This window comes from Streptosporangium sp. NPDC023963, from assembly GCF_040639135.1.
In the GTDB taxonomy this organism is placed as follows: Bacteria; Actinomycetota; Actinomycetes; order Streptosporangiales; family Streptosporangiaceae; genus Streptosporangium.
In genome coordinates, this window is record NZ_JBEZZK010000010.1 from 143,838 (window position 1) to 159,342 (window position 15,505).

The following is a 15,505-nucleotide window of genomic DNA, read 5'->3' on the forward strand; positions in this document are numbered from 1 at the left end:
GTATCTCCCCAAACCGGAGTAACTGCGCATGGGTTGCATCGCACTCCCCTCGCCAGGCTCTGGCAGCTGTTGAAAGCTTTCTTCTGAAACGGGACCGGCTCTACCCCCCCAGAGCCGGACCGGTTGGCGACCCCCGCTCTCCCCCCCGGCGGGGGTCGCCCCTTTTTCCGGCCGTCCTCTGTCCGGTCGGCACGCCTTTCCTGTCTCGTTCCCGGCACCCGGGTTTCCTGTCTCGTTCCCGGCACGCCCTGGCTCGTTCCCGGCACGGCGGCCTTCTCGGTACGCCTCTTCGCCTTCCGGGTACGGCCTCTCCCCTCCCGCCGGCGGATCTCCATGTACGGGCCCATCTATGGATGTTCCTGCCCGTACAGACTCACGCGCAGGCGCTCCGGTGCGTACAGGCTCGCGTGTGAACGTACCGGTCGCGGGTTTTCCACAGGACGCATCGTTGGCGGCCGGTTGTCCACAGTGCGGCGTTCGGTATCCCGAGGAGGGGCGATCGTCACGGAGGGTGGGGCTCCCGCACCTCAGGGAGGCATCCGTGGACCGCCCGCTGGTCATCACCGAAGACCACGATCTGCTCGACGACCTGCTCCGTGTCGCCGCCGCGGCCGGAGCCGAGCTCGATGTCGCCCACGTGCCCGCGCACGCCCGGCCCTACTGGAACCGCGCCCCGCTGGTCGTCGTCGGTGGCGACGTGGCCGACGCCCTGGCCGCGACCGGCCCGCCACCTCGCCCCCGCGTCTTCCTGGCCACCCATACCTCCGAGGATCCTGACACATGGCGCAGGTGCGTCGCGGTCGGAGCCCAGGGCGTGCTGGAGTTGCCCGCCGCGGAGCGGCGGCTGGCCGACGAGTTCGCCGACGCCGTCGAGCCGCCCGCGAGACCCGGATCCGTGGTATGTGTCGCGGGCGGGCGGGGAGGAGCGGGAGCCAGTGTCCTGGCGGGTTCGCTGGCACTGGCCGCGTCCCGGCAGCGCGTCCGCACTCTCCTCGTCGACGCCGACCCGCTCGGCGGAGGTCTTGACCTCCTGCTCGGGCAGGAGGAGTCCGACGGAGCGCGCTGGTCCGACCTGGTCGCCCGTGAGGGCAGGGTCAGCTACACCGCGCTCCAGGCGGCCCTGCCGACCTACGGCGGGCTGACGTTGCTCTCCTTCGACCGGGGCAAGGTCGACCCGATCCCGGCCGAGGCGATGCGCTCGGTCCTCGAGGCGGGCCGCAGGGGCTTCGACCTGGTGGTCGTCGATCTGCCGCGCCACCTCGACCAGGCCGCGGTGGAGGCGCTCGGGCGAGCCGCCACGACCCTCCTGGTCGTCACCGCCGATGTGCGCGGCGTGCTCGCCGCGGCCCAGGTGCTCGCCGGGCTGTGCGGGCACACGGGCGAGGTGCGGGCCGTCGTGCGCAGCGGGGTCCTGAACGGTGACGTGGTGGCGACCTCGCTCGGCATCCCGTACGGCGGCGGCCTCCCCGACCAGCCACGTCTCGCCGCCGCGCTCGATCGGGGCGACGTTCCCCCACTCGGCCGCCGCACCTCTCTCGGCCGGTTCTGCGCCGAGTTCCTGCACGAGCTGTTCGGACCGGACGCGTGAAGAGGGCCGAGAGCGCCGTCCGGGCCGAGAGCGCCGTGACGGTCTCGCCGGAATTGGTGGAGGCGGTCCGCGTACGGCTGGCCAGGACAGGCGTCGAGCCCAGCGCCGCGCACGTCACGGTCGCCCTGCGGGCCGAGCGGGCGATGCTCGGCGACGCGGAGATCCTGGCGGTGGCCCGGGTCCTGTGCGCCGATCTCATCGGGGCGGGTCCACTGGAGCCGTTGCTGGCCGAGGCCGAGGTCACCGACGTGCTGGTGAACGGCCCGCGTGAGGTGTGGGTCGACGACGGCAGCGGGCTGCGCCTGACCTCGATCGTCTTCCCGGGCGAAGACGCTCTCCGGCGGCTCGCGCAGCGTCTCGCCTCCGCGGCGGGCCGGCGCCTCGACGACGCGTGCCCGTACGTCGACGCCCGCCTCGCCGGGGGCGTCCGGCTCCATGCCGTCCTTCCGCCCGTGGCACCCAACGGCACCTGCCTTTCCCTGCGGCTACCGCCCAGACGCACCTTCACCCTTCCTGACCTGGTCGAAGCGGGCGCGATCAGAGCCGACAGCGTCGCCGTTCTGACCGCGGTGATCGAGTCGAGGCTCGCCTTCCTGGTCACGGGCGGCACGGGTACGGGCAAGACGACCCTGCTCTCCGCCCTGCTCTCCCTTGCCCACCCCGGGGAGAGGCTGCTGCTGGTCGAGGACTCCGCGGAGCTGAGACCGCTTCATCCCCACGTCGTCCGCCTGGAGTCGCGTCCGGCCAACCTTGAGGGCGCCGGTGGTGTCTGCCTGCGCGACCTTGTCCGCCAGGCCTTGCGGATGCGCCCCGACCGGCTTGTCGTCGGAGAGGTCCGGGGGGCCGAAGTCGTCGACCTCCTCAGCGCTTTGAACACCGGGCACGAAGGAGGTTGCGGCACCCTGCACGCCAACACCGCGACCGATGTGCCACCCCGCCTGGAAGCGCTGGGATGCGCGGCGGGTCTCAGCCGGGAGGCGGTCCACAGCCAGATCGCCGCCGCCCTGGACGTCGTCGTCCACCTGGTCCGCGACCATGCCAACGGCCGTCGCCGGGTCGCCGAGATCTGCATGATGGTTCGCCGCCCCTCGGGGCTGGTCGAGGCCGAATCGGCCCTCACCTTCACCCCGGACGGCCAGGTGATCCCCGGTCCCGGCCTGCCCGCCCTCGCGGCCCGAGCACCCGGCATCGCGGATCCGGGGCCGGCGATGTCCGCGCCCGATCGCCATCGGGAGTCCCGACCGGATGTCCCCGGCCGGCCGAGCTCCGGCGAGCCGGTGTCGTGGCCTGTGTCACGGTCGGTGTCACCGCCGGTGTCGTGGCCTGTGTCACAGCCGGTGTCACGGTCGGCACCACAGCCGGTGTCGTGGCCGGTGCCACGGTCGGCGTCATGACGGCGACCGCACTGGTCCTCACCGCCCTGGCGGCGTGGTTGTGGGCGGGAGCGGATCCCGGCACCGCCCGCCTGCGCCGGATGAGGCGTCGAAGCATGGTCGCCGTCGCCCCGGGTTCTCTCCGCGAGAGATTCGCCGCCCGGTCGCGGCCTTCCAAGCGCGTGGATGCCTGGCGAACCGCGTCGATCGAGCTGTGCCAGGGCCTCGCCGCGGAGCTCGCGGCGGGGCGGACGGCGGGTGAGGCGCTGGCGCGGGCCGTTGGGGCGGCGGGATTTCCCGATCCCGCCGCCCTGCGCCCGCTGGTCGCGGCCGCGAGAGACGGAGGCGACGTCCCCGCCGCTCTGCTGGCGGTGGCGCCCGAACACGGAGGTGAGGCGTTCCGAGGGCTGGCCGCCTGCTGGAAGGTGAGCATGACCGCCGGGGCGGGTCTGTCCGTTCTCGTCGACCGTGTCGCCGATTCCCTGCGAGAGGCCCAGGCTCATCGTCACGACGTCGCCGCCCAGCTCGCCGGGCCCCGGGCCACGGCCCGGCTGCTCGCGGGCCTCCCCGTGCTCGGTCTGCTGATGGCGGCCGGTCTCGGTATGCGCCCGCTGCACTTCCTTTTCGGCAGCCCGGCGGGTGCCGGTTGCCTGGTCGTCGGCCTCGCGCTCGACGCCTGCGGGCTGTGGTGGACCCATCGTCTGGTCACTCGTGCCCGGCAGGGCCGATGACAGCGCGGCCAGGTCGGAGAGGCGGCCAGATCAGAGGGGATGAGAGACAGTGATCATTTTGCTCGCCGTGGTGTGCGCCGGAATCGCCGCTCGGCTGTGGAGCAGCCGGAGAGAGCCCGCCGACCGGCTCCGCCGTGTGCGGCGCTCACCCCATCCGGTCAGGTTCCCGGAGAGGTCGCAGGAGGTCGAAGCGTCCGCGTTCTCCCTGCCCGCGGGGGTGACCCGTGACCTCTCTGCGCGCGTGATCCATGACGCGCAGGCGCGCACGTTTCGCGATACCTCCGCGAGCACGGCTCGCGGCACAGCCGGGAGGAGCGGCACAGCCGGGAGGAGCGGCCGCGACGCGTTCGCGGGGACGGCTTGCGAGCCGGAGGGGAGGCGGCTGCCGGGGCGGGGTGAGATCGTGGTCGCCGCCGCTCCCGGGCTGGCGGCGTTCCTGGCCGTGGGGGGCCTGGCAGGGGCGGTCGCGGGCATCGCCGGTTTCGGGATCGCGCTGGTGGTCCTGCGAAGGCGGGAGCCCCCCGAACTGCGCGAGGAACGCCGGAGGGTGACGGCGGATCTGCCGCTGGCGGCCGATCTCATGGTCGCCTGCCTGCGCGCCGGCCAGCCGATCACCGGGGCCATCGACGTTACGGTGGAGGCGATCGGCGGGCCGCTGGGCGAGAGGCTGGCCTGGGTGAGTGGCCGGCTGAGACTGGGAGCGGCGCCGGAGAGCGCCTGGCAGGCCCTGGACTCCGAGCGCTCGCTCGCCCCTCTGGCACGGGCCATGAGCCGGGCCGCGCTGAGCGGCGCACCGGTGGCCGATGTCCTCATCAGGCTGTCCGACGACTCCCGCCGCGTCGCTCGCGCCGCGTCGTCGGCAGCCGCCCAGCGGGTGGGAATCCAGGTCGTCGCCCCCCTGGGATTGTGCTTTCTCCCCGCCTTCGTCTTTTTGGGAATCATCCCCGTCGTAGCGGGTCTCGCCGGTGAGGTGCTGCTTCCCTAAGTGAGGTGCCGCTTCCCTAAGTTATCCACAGGGTTTTCCCCGACAGGGCAGGGTTATCCACAGGGAAACGACGATTCCTGTGGATAGAGCTCTGGAAATTTCCCCATCTGGCCCCTGAAGCGGCTCTCTTCGTTTGAAGAGGGCCGTTTCATGCTTTGCATCGACATTCTCTGCTACCGGGCTGTGGACAACCCGAGGTTCTTCCACAGAATGCAGTTCGAGTCAACGGGGCCGCGGGCGTATGGAGAACCCTGGCGTCACCGATGCCGGACGGTGGGTCCGGTGGAGATCTCCAGGAGGAGAGATGGCTCGAACCAGTGCCGTTCACGCGCGGCGCGACTGGTCGCGCTGGCCGCGTGCCCGGTGGGCACTGCTGACCACCGGCGCGCACCGTGACCGAGGCATGTCCACGGCCGAGTACGCGGTCGGAACGATCGCCGCCTGCGCTTTCGCCGCCCTCCTCTTCAAGGTGGTGACGAGTTCCGACGTCCAGCAGATGATCACGGCATTGATCAACCGAGCACTCACCGTGGCCGGATGATCCTCCCGGCGTCGGTGGCCTCCTCTCGCCGGTCGAGGGGTTCGGTGACCGCGGAGACGGCTGCCGCGCTACCTGCCCTCATGGTCGTGCTGGGAGCAGGGCTGTGGGCCGTGGCGGCGGTCGAGGCGCGACTGGAGTGCGTGGATGCCGCGCGGGCCGGGGCTCGGGCCGCCTCGCGCGGCGAAACGCTCGAGCGGGTCCGAGGCGGCGTCCTGTCGATGGTTCCGGCGGGCGCCGTGGTCACGGTGACCCGGAGCGCGGAGACGGTGCGGGTGGAGGTGTCCGTGGGCGTCAGGCCTCGCTGGGGCGCCTCGCTCCCGAGCGTGACCGTTCACGCGACCGCCGTATCCGTCACCGAGCCGGGGCTGGAGCGGTAGGTGCGCCGGGACCGGAGCGGTAGGCCGGGGCTTGTGACCGGGGCTGGAGCGGTCGGCTGGGATCGGGACGGTAGGGCGTGGCTCGTGGCCGGGACCGGAGCTGGGGGCGGTAGGCCGGGGCTCGTGGGCGGATTCACAGAGGGCACACCACAGCCATCCCCAGCCGGCCATCCCCAGCCGGCCATCCCCGGCCGGCCATCCCCGGCCGGCCATCCCCGGCCGGCCATCCCCGGCCGGCCATCCCCGGCCGGCCATCCCCGGCCGGCCATCCCCGGCCGGCCACCCCCGGCCGGCCGCGCCCGTGGCGGCGGCGCGCGTCATGCGTCGGCCAGAACCGTGTGCCAATCAGGAGGCCGGGAAACCGTGTGCCAATCAGGAGGCCGGGAAACCGGGCCGAAAGGGCCGAAAGGGAAAGGAGAGGGGACGTGTCCGCGGCAAGGCGAGAAACCGGCACGAGGATGAGCGGAGAGAACGCGCAACGAGGGTCGGCGACGATCTGGACGGTCGGGCTCATGGCGCTGGTCTTCGCGGTCGCGGCGGCGGTCGTGTTCGCGGGTGTGGCCAGGGTCGCGCGCCACCGGGCGCAGAGCGCCGCCGACCTGAGCGCGCTCGCCGCCGCCCGGCTGGCCTTCGCGGATCCCGGCCGAAGCTGCGGGAGGGCCTCCTCGCTGGCCGCGGACAACGGGGCCAGGGTCACTCGCTGTTCTCTCAGTGACGGCGGCATCGCGGACATCGAGGTGACCATGGAGGTGTCCCTGCCCCTGAAGGGACCGGTGGCGATCACCGCCAGGGCGCGTGCGGGCCCCGTGCACATCGCCGATCCCGGCCCTTGACGGCCGTCTGATGAGACCCGGCCGTCACGTTCGCGGCTCGTCCTGGGAGAGCAGGACGGCGAGAAGCCGGAGGGCTCCGGCCTTGTCGAGGGGTTCGTTGCCGTTGCCGCACTTGGGGGACTGGATGCACGACGGGCAGCCACGGTCGCACTCGCAGGAGGCGATGGCCTCGCGGGTGGCCGTGAGCCAGTCGTGCGCGCGGGCGTAACCACGTTCGGCGAAACCGGCGCCGCCCTCGTGTCCGTCGTAGACGAAGACGGTCAGCAGCCCGGTGTCGGGATGGAGCTCTGTGGAGACACCCCCGATGTCCCAGCGGTCGCAGGTCGCGAAGAGCGGCAGCAGGCCGATGGAGGCGTGTTCGGCCGCGTGCGCGGCACCGCCGAGGTCCACGCCCTCCTCGGCGAGGGGGATGATCGCCGAGATGGGCAGCGTCCACCAGACGGCACGGGTCCGCAGCGTGCGCGGGGGCAGATCGAGGGGTTCGTCCCCCATGAGCTCGCCGCTCTGGGCTCGGCGCTTGAGATAGGCCACCACCTGGCTCGTCACCTCGACCGCGCCGAAATGGAGCTCTCCCTGCCCGAGGGGGTGCGAGCGAAGGGACTCGATGACCGAGATGTCGGTGACGTCCCTGGCGAAGGTCGTGTAGTCGGGAGTTCCGGCCTCGACCAGCGCGACCCCCGCCTCCAGATCGAGTTCGGCCACCAGGAACGTCTCTCCCTGGTGCACGTAGACGGCGCCGGTGTGCACGGTGGAGTGGGCCGAGGGCTCGTCCACGGTGCCGAGCAGTCGCCCGGTGGACATCTCGACGACGTGAACGGGCGCGGCGCCCGCTCCCCGGATGTCGGCGAGGTCGGTGGCGCGCCTCCGGCTGGTCCAGAACCAGCCCGCAGAACGTTCCCTGAGCAGGCCGTCCCCGACCAGGTCCGCGAGGACCTCCTTGGTGGCCGGGCCGAAGATGTCCAGCTCGTCGTGGGTCAGCGGGATCTCGGCCGCCGCCGCGCACAGATGGGGTCCCAGCACGTACGGGTTGCCGGGGTCGAGCACGATCGACTCCACGGGACGGCCGAACAGGGCCTCCGGATGGTGAACGAGATAGGTGTCCAGGGGGTCGTCCCTGGCGATCAGCACCGCCAGCGCGTCCTGCCCGTCCCGCCCGGCCCGCCCGGCCTGCTGCCAGAGGGAGGCGCGGGTTCCCGGCCATCCCGCGATGAGCACGGCGTCCAGCCCGGAGATGTCGACGCCGAGTTCCAGCGCGTTGGTCGTCGCCAGGCCGAGCAGTTCGCCGGAGCGCAGTGCCCTTTCCAAGCCCCTGCGATCCTCGGCCAGGTATCCCGCCCGGTAGGCCGCCACCTTGCCGGGCAGGTCCGCGGGCGCCTCCCCCTCGGCGATGAGGTCCTGGAGTCTGGCCCGCGTGGTGAGGGCCACGGTCTCGGCGGCCCGGCGGGAGCGGACGAAGGCCAGGGTCCGCACGTCGGAGGCGACGAGGTCGGCCAGGATGTCCGCGCTCTCGGCGGTCGCCGGGCGGCGGACCGGGGCCCCGCCCTCGCCGCGCAGGTCGGTCAGGGGTGGTTCCCACAGCGCGAAGGTGGTCGCGCCCCGGGGGGAGGCGTCCGCGGTCACCTCGGCCATCTGGAGGCCTGTCAGGCGCCTCGCGAAGATTCCGGGCTCGCTGGCCGTCGCCGAGGAGAGCAGGAAGGTCGGGCTGGAGCCGTAGCGGGCGCAGATCCGGCGCAGGCGGCGCAGGATCTGCGCGACATGGGAGCCGAACACGCCCCGATAGCCGTGGCATTCGTCCACGACGACCATCCGCAGCCGTCGCCAGAAGAGCGACCACTGAGCGTGACGGGGCAGCAGGCCGCGATGGAGCATGTCCGGGTTGGTGAGGACGTAGTTGGCGTGCTTGCGCACCCAGGTCCTCTCCTCGAAGGAGGTGTCGCCGTCGTAGGTGGCGGCTCGGAGGCCGGGAGGATCGAGCTCGCGCAGCGCGCGGAGCTGGTCGGCGGCCAGCGCCTTGCTGGGCGACAGGTAGAGGACCGTGCCGCCGTCGAGCGTCGAGGAGAGTGCCGGGACCAGGTAAGAAAGGGATTTGCCCGACGCGGTACCTGTGGAAATGATCACGTTTTGGCCACGGTGGACCAGGTCCGCGGCCTCGGCCTGATGCGGCCACAGGCCGGAAATACCGTGGTTCGCCCAGCGCGTAACCAGCCGCTGGTCGACCCAGTCCGGCCAGCGGGTATCACCGGCCTGACGTGCGGGAACGCGCTCCACATGGGTGACACGCCCATGACGTGCGGGAACGTCGAGAAGACGGCTGAGGGCGTTGCCTGCGCCGAGGGGCGAGGATGAGGGCGGGGTCACTGGTTTCCAGTCTCACATCTGTGGGCAGAGTCGCCGGGAATCGTGATTTCGTATAGACACTGAGCGTACGCATGGTTGAATGCCGCGCGTCGGGGCTTGTCGTCCGGGGGCCACCCGGTCCCAGGAGGGCACGCCCGAATCGGTACTTTCGCAGGCAAGGCGCTGGAGGATCTGTGGATCTGAAGTTGGACCACCATTCCGAGGACCGTCTCACCATCGTTGAGGTCGAGGGTGAGATCGATGTCTACACCGCGCCCAGATTGCGTGAGCTCCTGATCGACCTGGTCAACAAGGGGAATTTCCACCTGCTCGTCAACATGGAGAAGGTCGACTTCCTTGACTCCACGGGCCTTGGTGTCCTGGTCGGCGGGCTCAAGCGAGTTAGGGCGCACGATGGCTCACTGGAGCTTGTCTGCACCCAGGAGCGCATCCTGAAGATTTTCCGGATCACCGGACTGACAAAGGTCTTCGGGATCTACGCCTCGGTCGACGAGGCCAAGGAAGCTCACGGTCGAGACAAGTAGTCGTGGCTACCGTCGAGCTGACGTTCAGCGCTCTCCCCGCGCATGTGCGGACGGCACGTCTGGTCGCCACGGCTATCGCCAGGCGCACCGGCGTGCAGGAGTCGCTGCTGGACGAGGTAAGGCTTGCTGTCGGTGAGGCGTGCTCGCGGGCCGTGGAGGCACATCGCCTCCACTGTCCGGGAGAGCCGATCCGGATCGAGCTACGTGATGACTTGGGGCGTTTCGAGGTGACGGTCACCGACTCCGCCCCCAGTGACAGTGACGAGCTGGAGCATGATCGCGCCCTTCTGGGGTTCGACGATCCGTTCGGGCAGCTTCCCGATGACCTGATGGCCGGTTTCGGCATCGCGGTCATCGCGGGGCTGGCCGACGACGTTCAGGTCTACCCGAGCCAGAAGGGCATGTGCATTCGCATGAGCTGGCCGGCGGCGACGAACGGGATGTCTCCGGTCTGACAGAGAAGACTTCGGCGACCGGGCGTGTCCACACGGACACGCCCGGTTGTTCGTTGGGGTGGGTGGCTCGGAGGGCGTGGTCCGGGTAGCGGATCCGCCGGTGACGTCCCGTGAACGCGCCTGGCGGTTCAGGACGGGGATCTCAATTTCGGCCTAAACTTAATTTAGATGTTTCTTGTCTGAAACTGGGGAGAAACAGGGGTGGGCGTGACAGGTGTGACGGGTGAAATGACCTCATAAGCAGGTCGGTCGCCAAGAGGCGCTGGTCGTGTCGCCAAATGGGCGTGGGCGGAGGCTTCATATCCGCGTCGTCGCTGCGTAGACTCCCGGAACCGGCCAAGGTTTATCCTTCGGAGCGGCCCGCACGCGAGCCGCCCTCCGTGGGGGTCTGCAACTGGAAGCGGCACTGCCAACCATCCCGGATGTGCGCCGCTTCAGCCGCCTAATCTCACCGCAGCGCACTCCGGGCAGGACGTGTTCCCGTCTTGCCAAGGAGACTCGGATGTCTGTGCTCCATCTCGCCGCTGCAGAGCCAGCGGTATCCCTGAGTGGTCATCACTTCACCATCGTGATCGTGGTCGCCGCCGTCGCCCTGCTCGCACTCGCCGTCGCCGGCACGTTGGTGCGGGAGGTGCTGGCCGCCGACCAAGGCACCGAACGTATGCAGAACATCGCGCGAGCCGTCCAGGAAGGAGCTTCCGCGTACCTTACGCGGCAGTTCCGGACGCTCGCGTTGTTCGTCATTCTGATCCCGTTCCTGCTGTATCTTCTCCCGGCCGAGACGACCAGCGTGAGGATCGGCAGATCGGCTTTCTTCGTCGTCGGCGCGCTGTTCTCCTCGCTGACCGGATTCATCGGCATGTGGCTGGCGGTCCGCGGCAACGTCCGCGTCGCCGCCGCGGCCCGCGCGTCCGGTGAGAAGATCGCCATGCGGATCGCCTTCCGCACCGGCGGCGTGGCCGGAATGATCACCGTTGGCCTCGGCCTCCTCGGCGCGGCCGTGGTGGTGATCATCTATCAGGGCGACGCCCCGGCCGTGCTGGAGGGCTTCGGCTTCGGCGCCGCGCTGCTCGCCATGTTCATGCGAGTCGGCGGCGGCATCTTCACCAAGGCCGCCGACGTCGGCGCCGACCTGGTCGGCAAGGTCGAGCAGGGCATTCCCGAGGACGATCCGCGCAACGCCGCCACCATCGCCGACAACGTCGGTGACAACGTGGGCGACTGCGCGGGCATGGCCGCCGACCTGTTCGAGTCCTACGCGGTCATGCTGGTCGCCAGCCTGATCCTGGGCCGGGTGGCCTTCGGCGTCGAGGGGCTGGTGTTCCCGCTGATCGTGCCCATGATCGGTGTGATCACGGCGATCATCGGCATCTTCGTCACCGCCCCGCGCGCCGGCGACCGCAACGCGATGGCCGCGATCAACCGGGGTTTCTTCATCTCGGCGGCCATCTCGGCGATCCTCGTCGCCGTCGCGGCCTACCTCTACCTGCCGGCCAGCTTCTCGGGGCTGACCAACGTGAGCCCGGAGATCGCCGCGGTCACCTCGGACCCGCGCCTGATCGCGATCGGGGCGGTGCTCATCGGCCTGGTGCTGGCGAGCGCCATCCAGATCCTCACCGGCTACTTCACCGAGACGAACCGCCGTCCGGTGCGGGACATCGGCGAGAGCTCCCGTACGGGTCCCGCCACGGTCATCCTGTCCGGCATCAGCGTCGGACTGGAGTCGGCGGTCTACTCCGCGCTGATCATCGGAGCCGCCGTCTACGGGGCCTTCCTGCTGGGCTTCGGCAACGTCACCATCGCCCTGTTCGCCGTGGCGCTGGCCGGCACCGGCCTGCTGACCACGGTCGGTGTGATCGTGTCGATGGACACCTTCGGCCCGGTCTCCGACAACGCCCAGGGCATCGCCGAGATGTCCGGTGACGTCGAGGGCGAGGGCGCCCAGGTGCTCACCTCGCTGGACGCCGTCGGCAACACCACCAAGGCCATCACCAAGGGCATCGCGATCGCCACGGCCGTGCTCGCCGCCACCGCGCTGTTCGGCGCGTTCCGTACGGCGGTCGAGACCCAGCTGGCGAGCGCGACGGCGGAGGTGAAACAGGCGCTGGGCTCGTTCAGCTCGTTCAGCTTGAGCGTCGACTCCCCGAACGTGCTGGTCGGTCTGATCATCGGCGCCGCGGTGGTGTTCATGTTCTCCGGCCTGGCGATCATGGCGGTCGGCCGCGCGGCCGGGCGGGTGGTCTTCGAGGTGCGCGAGCAGTTCCGCACCAAGCCGGGGATCATGGCGGGGACGGAGCTGCCCGACTACGGCAGGGTCGTCGACATCTGCACCCGCGACTCGCTGCGGGAGCTGGCCACGCCCGGCCTGCTGGCCGTGCTGACCCCGATCGCCGTCGGTTTCGCCCTCGGGTACGCCCCGCTCGGCGCGTTCCTGGCCGGCGCCATCGCGTGCGGCACGCTCATGGCGGTCTTCCTGGCCAACTCCGGTGGTGCCTGGGACAACGCCAAGAAGCTGGTCGAGGACGGTCACCACGGCGGCAAGGGCTCGCCGGCCCACGAGGCCACCATCATCGGTGACACCGTCGGCGACCCGTTCAAGGACACCGCCGGACCGGCGATCAACCCGCTCCTCAAGGTGATGAACCTCGTGGCGCTGCTGATCGCCCCGGCCGTGGTGACCTACGCCGACAACCCCGCGCTGCGCATCGGCATCACGGTGCTGGCGGTGGGCATCGTCGTCGCCGCGGTCGTCATCTCCAAGCGTCGTTCGGCGAGCATCGCCCCGACGGAGGAGAGCAACTCCGACCGCGAGGCGGCGCCGGTCTCCAGCTGATCAATGTTCGACGACAAGGTTTGACGGAGGGGTGCACGGGCCGCGTGCACCCCTTCGGCGTGTGCGGGCCACCCCAGTGGGAAACTGGCCGGTATGGAACAGCAGCCCTCCGGAGGCAAGACACTCGTCCTCATCCTGCTGGCGATGGCCGCGGTGTTCGCGGTGATCGTGGGCCTGGCCATGTGGGCGTCGCGGTGACGGCGCGCACGCTCGTCGTCCTGCGCCACGCCAAGGCGGTTCACACCTCCGGCCTCGCCGACCACGAGCGGCCCCTCACCGAGGTCGGCGAGCGCGACGCCCTCAAGGTCGGCGCCGCCCTCGCCGGCATGGACCTCACCCCCGACCTGGTGCTCTGCTCGCCGTCGGTACGGACCCGGCAGACCGCCGGCCTGGCGCTCCCCGGCGCGGACATCCTGATCGAACCGGCCATATACGAGGCCTACCCCGACGAGCTGCTCACGCTGATCCGGCGGAGCGACCCGGAGGTCGGCACGCTGGTCCTGGTCGGTCACAACCCCGGGGTCCAGGAGCTGGTCACGCAGCTCACCGCCGTCGACGGCGACGGGTTCCCGCCCGGCGCGTTCGCCGTCATCGAGGTCGACGGCGAGTGGGCCGGGCTCGACACCGGCCGCGGGATCGCCCGCTGGAACCCCAGGAAGCACTGAGACGAGCCCCCCGGCGAGATCTCCGGAGGTACCGGGATCCGGCGCGGCTCCGGGAGGGGCGGCGCGATCGGGGGTGGCATGCGAGGGCTCACCGGCGCGCTGCGCGCCGACTTCCGGCTCTCCGGCCGTCCGGCCTGGGGCTACGGCCTGCTGTGCGCGCTGGTCATCTGCCTGCCCCTGATGTCAGGTGTCCTCCTCGGTCACCTCCGGGAGGGCGCCTCGGTGGCCCTGGGCGGCTATCTCACGCTCTTCGGCGACGCCCCGGGACAGCCGTACGGTGATCGTGTCCGCAGGTTGCTGGTCAGCACGACCGCGGTCACGCTCGGTGGAGGTCTCGGAGCGCTCATCCAGCCCGGTCCCTGGCCGGTCGCCGTCGTGGCGGTCGGTCTGGTCGCGGCGGCGGGCGTCTACTGGCCGGCGCTGGGCATCCCCGCGGTGCTCTCCGTGACCCTGGCGTACTTCGCGCTCCCCGGCGCGAGCGTGCCGCTCCACATGGGGACCACGGCCGCCGGCGGCCTGCTGGCGGTGCTGCTGGTCGTGGCGGTCTGGCCGGTACGGCGTCTCCGGCCGCTCCGCAGGGCCGTGGAGGAGGCCGGTACGGCGCTGGCCGACCTTCTGGCGGCCGGGGGCAGGGCGCCGCTCGCGGACGAGAGCTGGGAGCCGCTGCGCCACCGGGCCGTCACCGCGCTGAAGGACCTGGACAGGGCACTCTCCCTCTACCGGATCTCCATGGAGGACGACCGGTCGCCGGAGCGGCTACCGGCCACGCTGACCCGCGTCTTCCAGCAGACGATCGCGCTGCGCGTACTGCGCGCGGCGGCCGAGGAGGCGGGCATCGGGACGGAGTGGATCCGGGAGCTGGACGAGGCGGTCGAGGCACTGGCCCGCGCGCTGCGGGAGGCGGCGCTGCTCGGCGGTTCGTCGGAGATCCCGCAGGTGCCGGCCGCCATCGGGCGGTTCGCCGACCGGGTGGACGAGATCCGGGGAACCGCCCGCGCGGGCGGTTCCCCACTGCCCGCGGCCGTGGTGCTGGGGCAGATCCGCCAGGGTGTGGACCGGATCGCGATGGCGGTGCGCTCGGTGGCGCGGCAGGCCGCCGAGAGCGTCGAGACGGGCCCCCGCCTGCCGAGGTTCGTACGGCCCCGCAGGCCGGCGGTGTCGGCCGGCCACCACCCGGTCCGGGTCGGGCTGGCGGTGATCACGGCCATGACGCTGATGGCGTTGATCCACGAGCACTACGCGAAGTGGTTCGTGGTGACCGTGGCGGTCAGCCTCCGCCCCGCCTACCGCGACACGGTGGAGCGGGTGCTGCTGAGGGTGCTGGGCACGGGCGTGGGCGCGGTGGCCGGCGCGGTGGTGCTGGCGGTCGCGCCGGGGCACCTGCACCTGACGCTTTTCATCTGCGTCTGCGCGGCGCTGGGCTTCGCGCTGCGCGGGTCCGGCTACGGATACTGGGCGATCTTCTCCACGCCGCTCTCGCTGATGCTGTCCGACTTCTCCCTGCCGCTCGACTGGGGCGCGGCGGCGGCCAGGGTGGGACTCACGGTCGCGGGTGGCGCGCTGGCGCTGCTCTTCGCCCGGCTGCTGTGGCCCAGGGGACACCGGGCCCGGCTGACCGCCGGGATCGCGGAGATGCTCGACAGCCACGCCGTCCTGGTGCGGTCACTGATCGACCGGGACCCCGCCCAGGTGGACATCCGGGGCTTCGCCGCGGCCGACGCCGCAGGGCGGCTCACCGACTCCCTGGATCTGCTGGACAAGGAACCGGGCGGCAGCGCGCCCCGGCGGCTCAGGGAGTCGCTGACGGCGGCCGGGCGGCTGCGGGACAACGCGCTCGCGCTGCTCGCGGTGCCGCCGCCCGAGGAGGGGGCGGGACCCACGGTGACGGTCCTCGACCTCGTCGCCGACCGGCTGGAGAAGGTCGCCGAGGCGGTCAGGACGGAGGAGGCCGGGGTGCCGCCCGACGACCTCGACGCCGTGCTCGACGAGTTCGGCGCGCACGTGGACGCGCTGGCCGCCCGCCGCCTGGACGAGCTCGCCGAGCTGGCCGATGCCGATCCGCACGGGGACGCGGCCGACAGGATGACCGGCCTGCGCCGGCGCGTCAGGCACGCCGCCGCCGCGCAGCCCGCCCTGCGCGGTCTCGGCGCCGAAGCCGTGCGACTGGCCGCTCTCACCACCCCGAGGAGCCGGTAGCCCGCCGTTCCGAGGCGCGGGTGGCCCATCGCTTCGAGAAATCGGT

General features: G+C 71.4%; 13 protein-coding genes. 12 read left to right on the forward strand and 1 reads right to left on the reverse strand.

Annotated features, from left to right (window positions below; all coding sequences use genetic code 11):
- The first annotated feature begins 541 nt into the window (after positions 1–541).
- The 7 genes from ssd to AB0F88_RS27495 all read left to right on the forward strand — a co-directional run bounded on the left by ssd (position 542) and on the right by AB0F88_RS27495 (position 6,428).
- A complete protein-coding gene (ssd, locus tag AB0F88_RS27465) occupies positions 542–1,588 on the forward strand; it encodes a septum site-determining protein Ssd (protein ID WP_362689961.1) in 1,047 nt (348 codons plus the stop codon).
- On the forward strand, positions 1,585–2,982 hold the full coding sequence (locus tag AB0F88_RS27470; protein ID WP_362689964.1) for a TadA family conjugal transfer-associated ATPase: 1,398 nt from the start codon (positions 1,585–1,587) through the stop codon (positions 2,980–2,982). The genes ssd and AB0F88_RS27470 overlap by 4 nt, the downstream gene beginning before the upstream one ends.
- A complete protein-coding gene (locus AB0F88_RS27475; RefSeq protein WP_362689967.1) occupies positions 2,979–3,692 on the forward strand; it encodes a type II secretion system F family protein in 714 nt (237 codons plus the stop codon). The genes AB0F88_RS27470 and AB0F88_RS27475 overlap by 4 nt, the downstream gene beginning before the upstream one ends.
- 403 nt (positions 3,693–4,095) lie before the next feature.
- Positions 4,096–4,677, forward strand: a complete 582-nt coding sequence (locus tag AB0F88_RS27480) for a type II secretion system F family protein (RefSeq protein WP_362689970.1) — start codon at positions 4,096–4,098, stop codon at positions 4,675–4,677.
- 304 nt (positions 4,678–4,981) lie between these two features.
- Positions 4,982–5,218 carry a DUF4244 domain-containing protein gene (locus AB0F88_RS27485; RefSeq protein WP_329088924.1) on the forward strand — a complete coding sequence of 79 codons (237 nt, stop codon included), beginning with the start codon at positions 4,982–4,984 and terminating at the stop codon, positions 5,216–5,218.
- Positions 5,215–5,595: a TadE family type IV pilus minor pilin gene (locus tag AB0F88_RS27490; protein WP_362689974.1), complete on the forward strand. Its 381-nt coding sequence runs from the start codon at positions 5,215–5,217 to the stop codon at positions 5,593–5,595. Before AB0F88_RS27485 ends, AB0F88_RS27490 begins: the two co-directional genes overlap by 4 nt.
- Positions 5,596–6,020: 425 nt before the next feature.
- Complete coding sequence (locus AB0F88_RS27495; RefSeq protein WP_362689977.1) at positions 6,021–6,428, forward strand: Rv3654c family TadE-like protein; 408 nt, start codon at positions 6,021–6,023, stop codon at positions 6,426–6,428.
- A 24-nt stretch (positions 6,429–6,452) separates the two neighbouring features.
- On the opposite strand, the gene AB0F88_RS27500 is transcribed toward AB0F88_RS27495, so the two are convergent.
- Complete coding sequence (locus AB0F88_RS27500) at positions 6,453–8,696, reverse strand: DEAD/DEAH box helicase (RefSeq protein WP_362689980.1); 2,244 nt, start codon at positions 8,694–8,696, stop codon at positions 6,453–6,455.
- Positions 8,697–8,959: 263 nt separating this feature from the next.
- Here AB0F88_RS27500 and AB0F88_RS27505 point away from each other — a divergent pair, with 263 nt between their 5' ends.
- From AB0F88_RS27505 to AB0F88_RS27525, 5 genes are all read left to right on the forward strand, one after another.
- The gene (locus AB0F88_RS27505; protein WP_030916965.1) at positions 8,960–9,310 is read left to right on the forward strand and encodes an STAS domain-containing protein; all 351 of its coding nucleotides are present in this window, start codon (positions 8,960–8,962) and stop codon (positions 9,308–9,310) included.
- 2 nt (positions 9,311–9,312) lie between these two features.
- Positions 9,313–9,765 carry an ATP-binding protein gene (locus AB0F88_RS27510; protein ID WP_329088933.1) on the forward strand — a complete coding sequence of 151 codons (453 nt, stop codon included), beginning with the start codon at positions 9,313–9,315 and terminating at the stop codon, positions 9,763–9,765.
- Between the two features lie 502 nt (positions 9,766–10,267).
- Positions 10,268–12,598: a sodium-translocating pyrophosphatase gene (locus AB0F88_RS27515; RefSeq protein WP_362689983.1), complete on the forward strand. Its 2,331-nt coding sequence runs from the start codon at positions 10,268–10,270 to the stop codon at positions 12,596–12,598.
- 194 nt (positions 12,599–12,792) lie between these two features.
- Positions 12,793–13,263, forward strand: coding sequence for a histidine phosphatase family protein (locus AB0F88_RS27520; protein WP_362689985.1), 471 nt, complete (start codon positions 12,793–12,795; stop codon positions 13,261–13,263).
- Positions 13,264–13,341: 78 nt separating this feature from the next.
- Positions 13,342–15,459 carry an FUSC family protein gene (locus AB0F88_RS27525; RefSeq protein WP_362689987.1) on the forward strand — a complete coding sequence of 706 codons (2,118 nt, stop codon included), beginning with the start codon at positions 13,342–13,344 and terminating at the stop codon, positions 15,457–15,459.
- Positions 15,460–15,505: the final 46 nt, after the last annotated feature.

Coding starts and splice junctions, on each gene's coding strand:
- AB0F88_RS27475 (WP_362689967.1), top strand. CDS start 2,979: ATGACGGCGACCGCACTGGTCCTCACCGCCCTGGCGGCGTGGTTGTGG.
- AB0F88_RS27485 (WP_329088924.1), top strand. CDS start 4,982: ATGGCTCGAACCAGTGCCGTTCACGCGCGGCGCGACTGGTCGCGCTGG.
- AB0F88_RS27490 (WP_362689974.1), top strand. CDS start 5,215: ATGATCCTCCCGGCGTCGGTGGCCTCCTCTCGCCGGTCGAGGGGTTCG.
- AB0F88_RS27515 (WP_362689983.1), top strand. CDS start 10,268: ATGTCTGTGCTCCATCTCGCCGCTGCAGAGCCAGCGGTATCCCTGAGT.
- AB0F88_RS27525 (WP_362689987.1), top strand. CDS start 13,342: ATGCGAGGGCTCACCGGCGCGCTGCGCGCCGACTTCCGGCTCTCCGGC.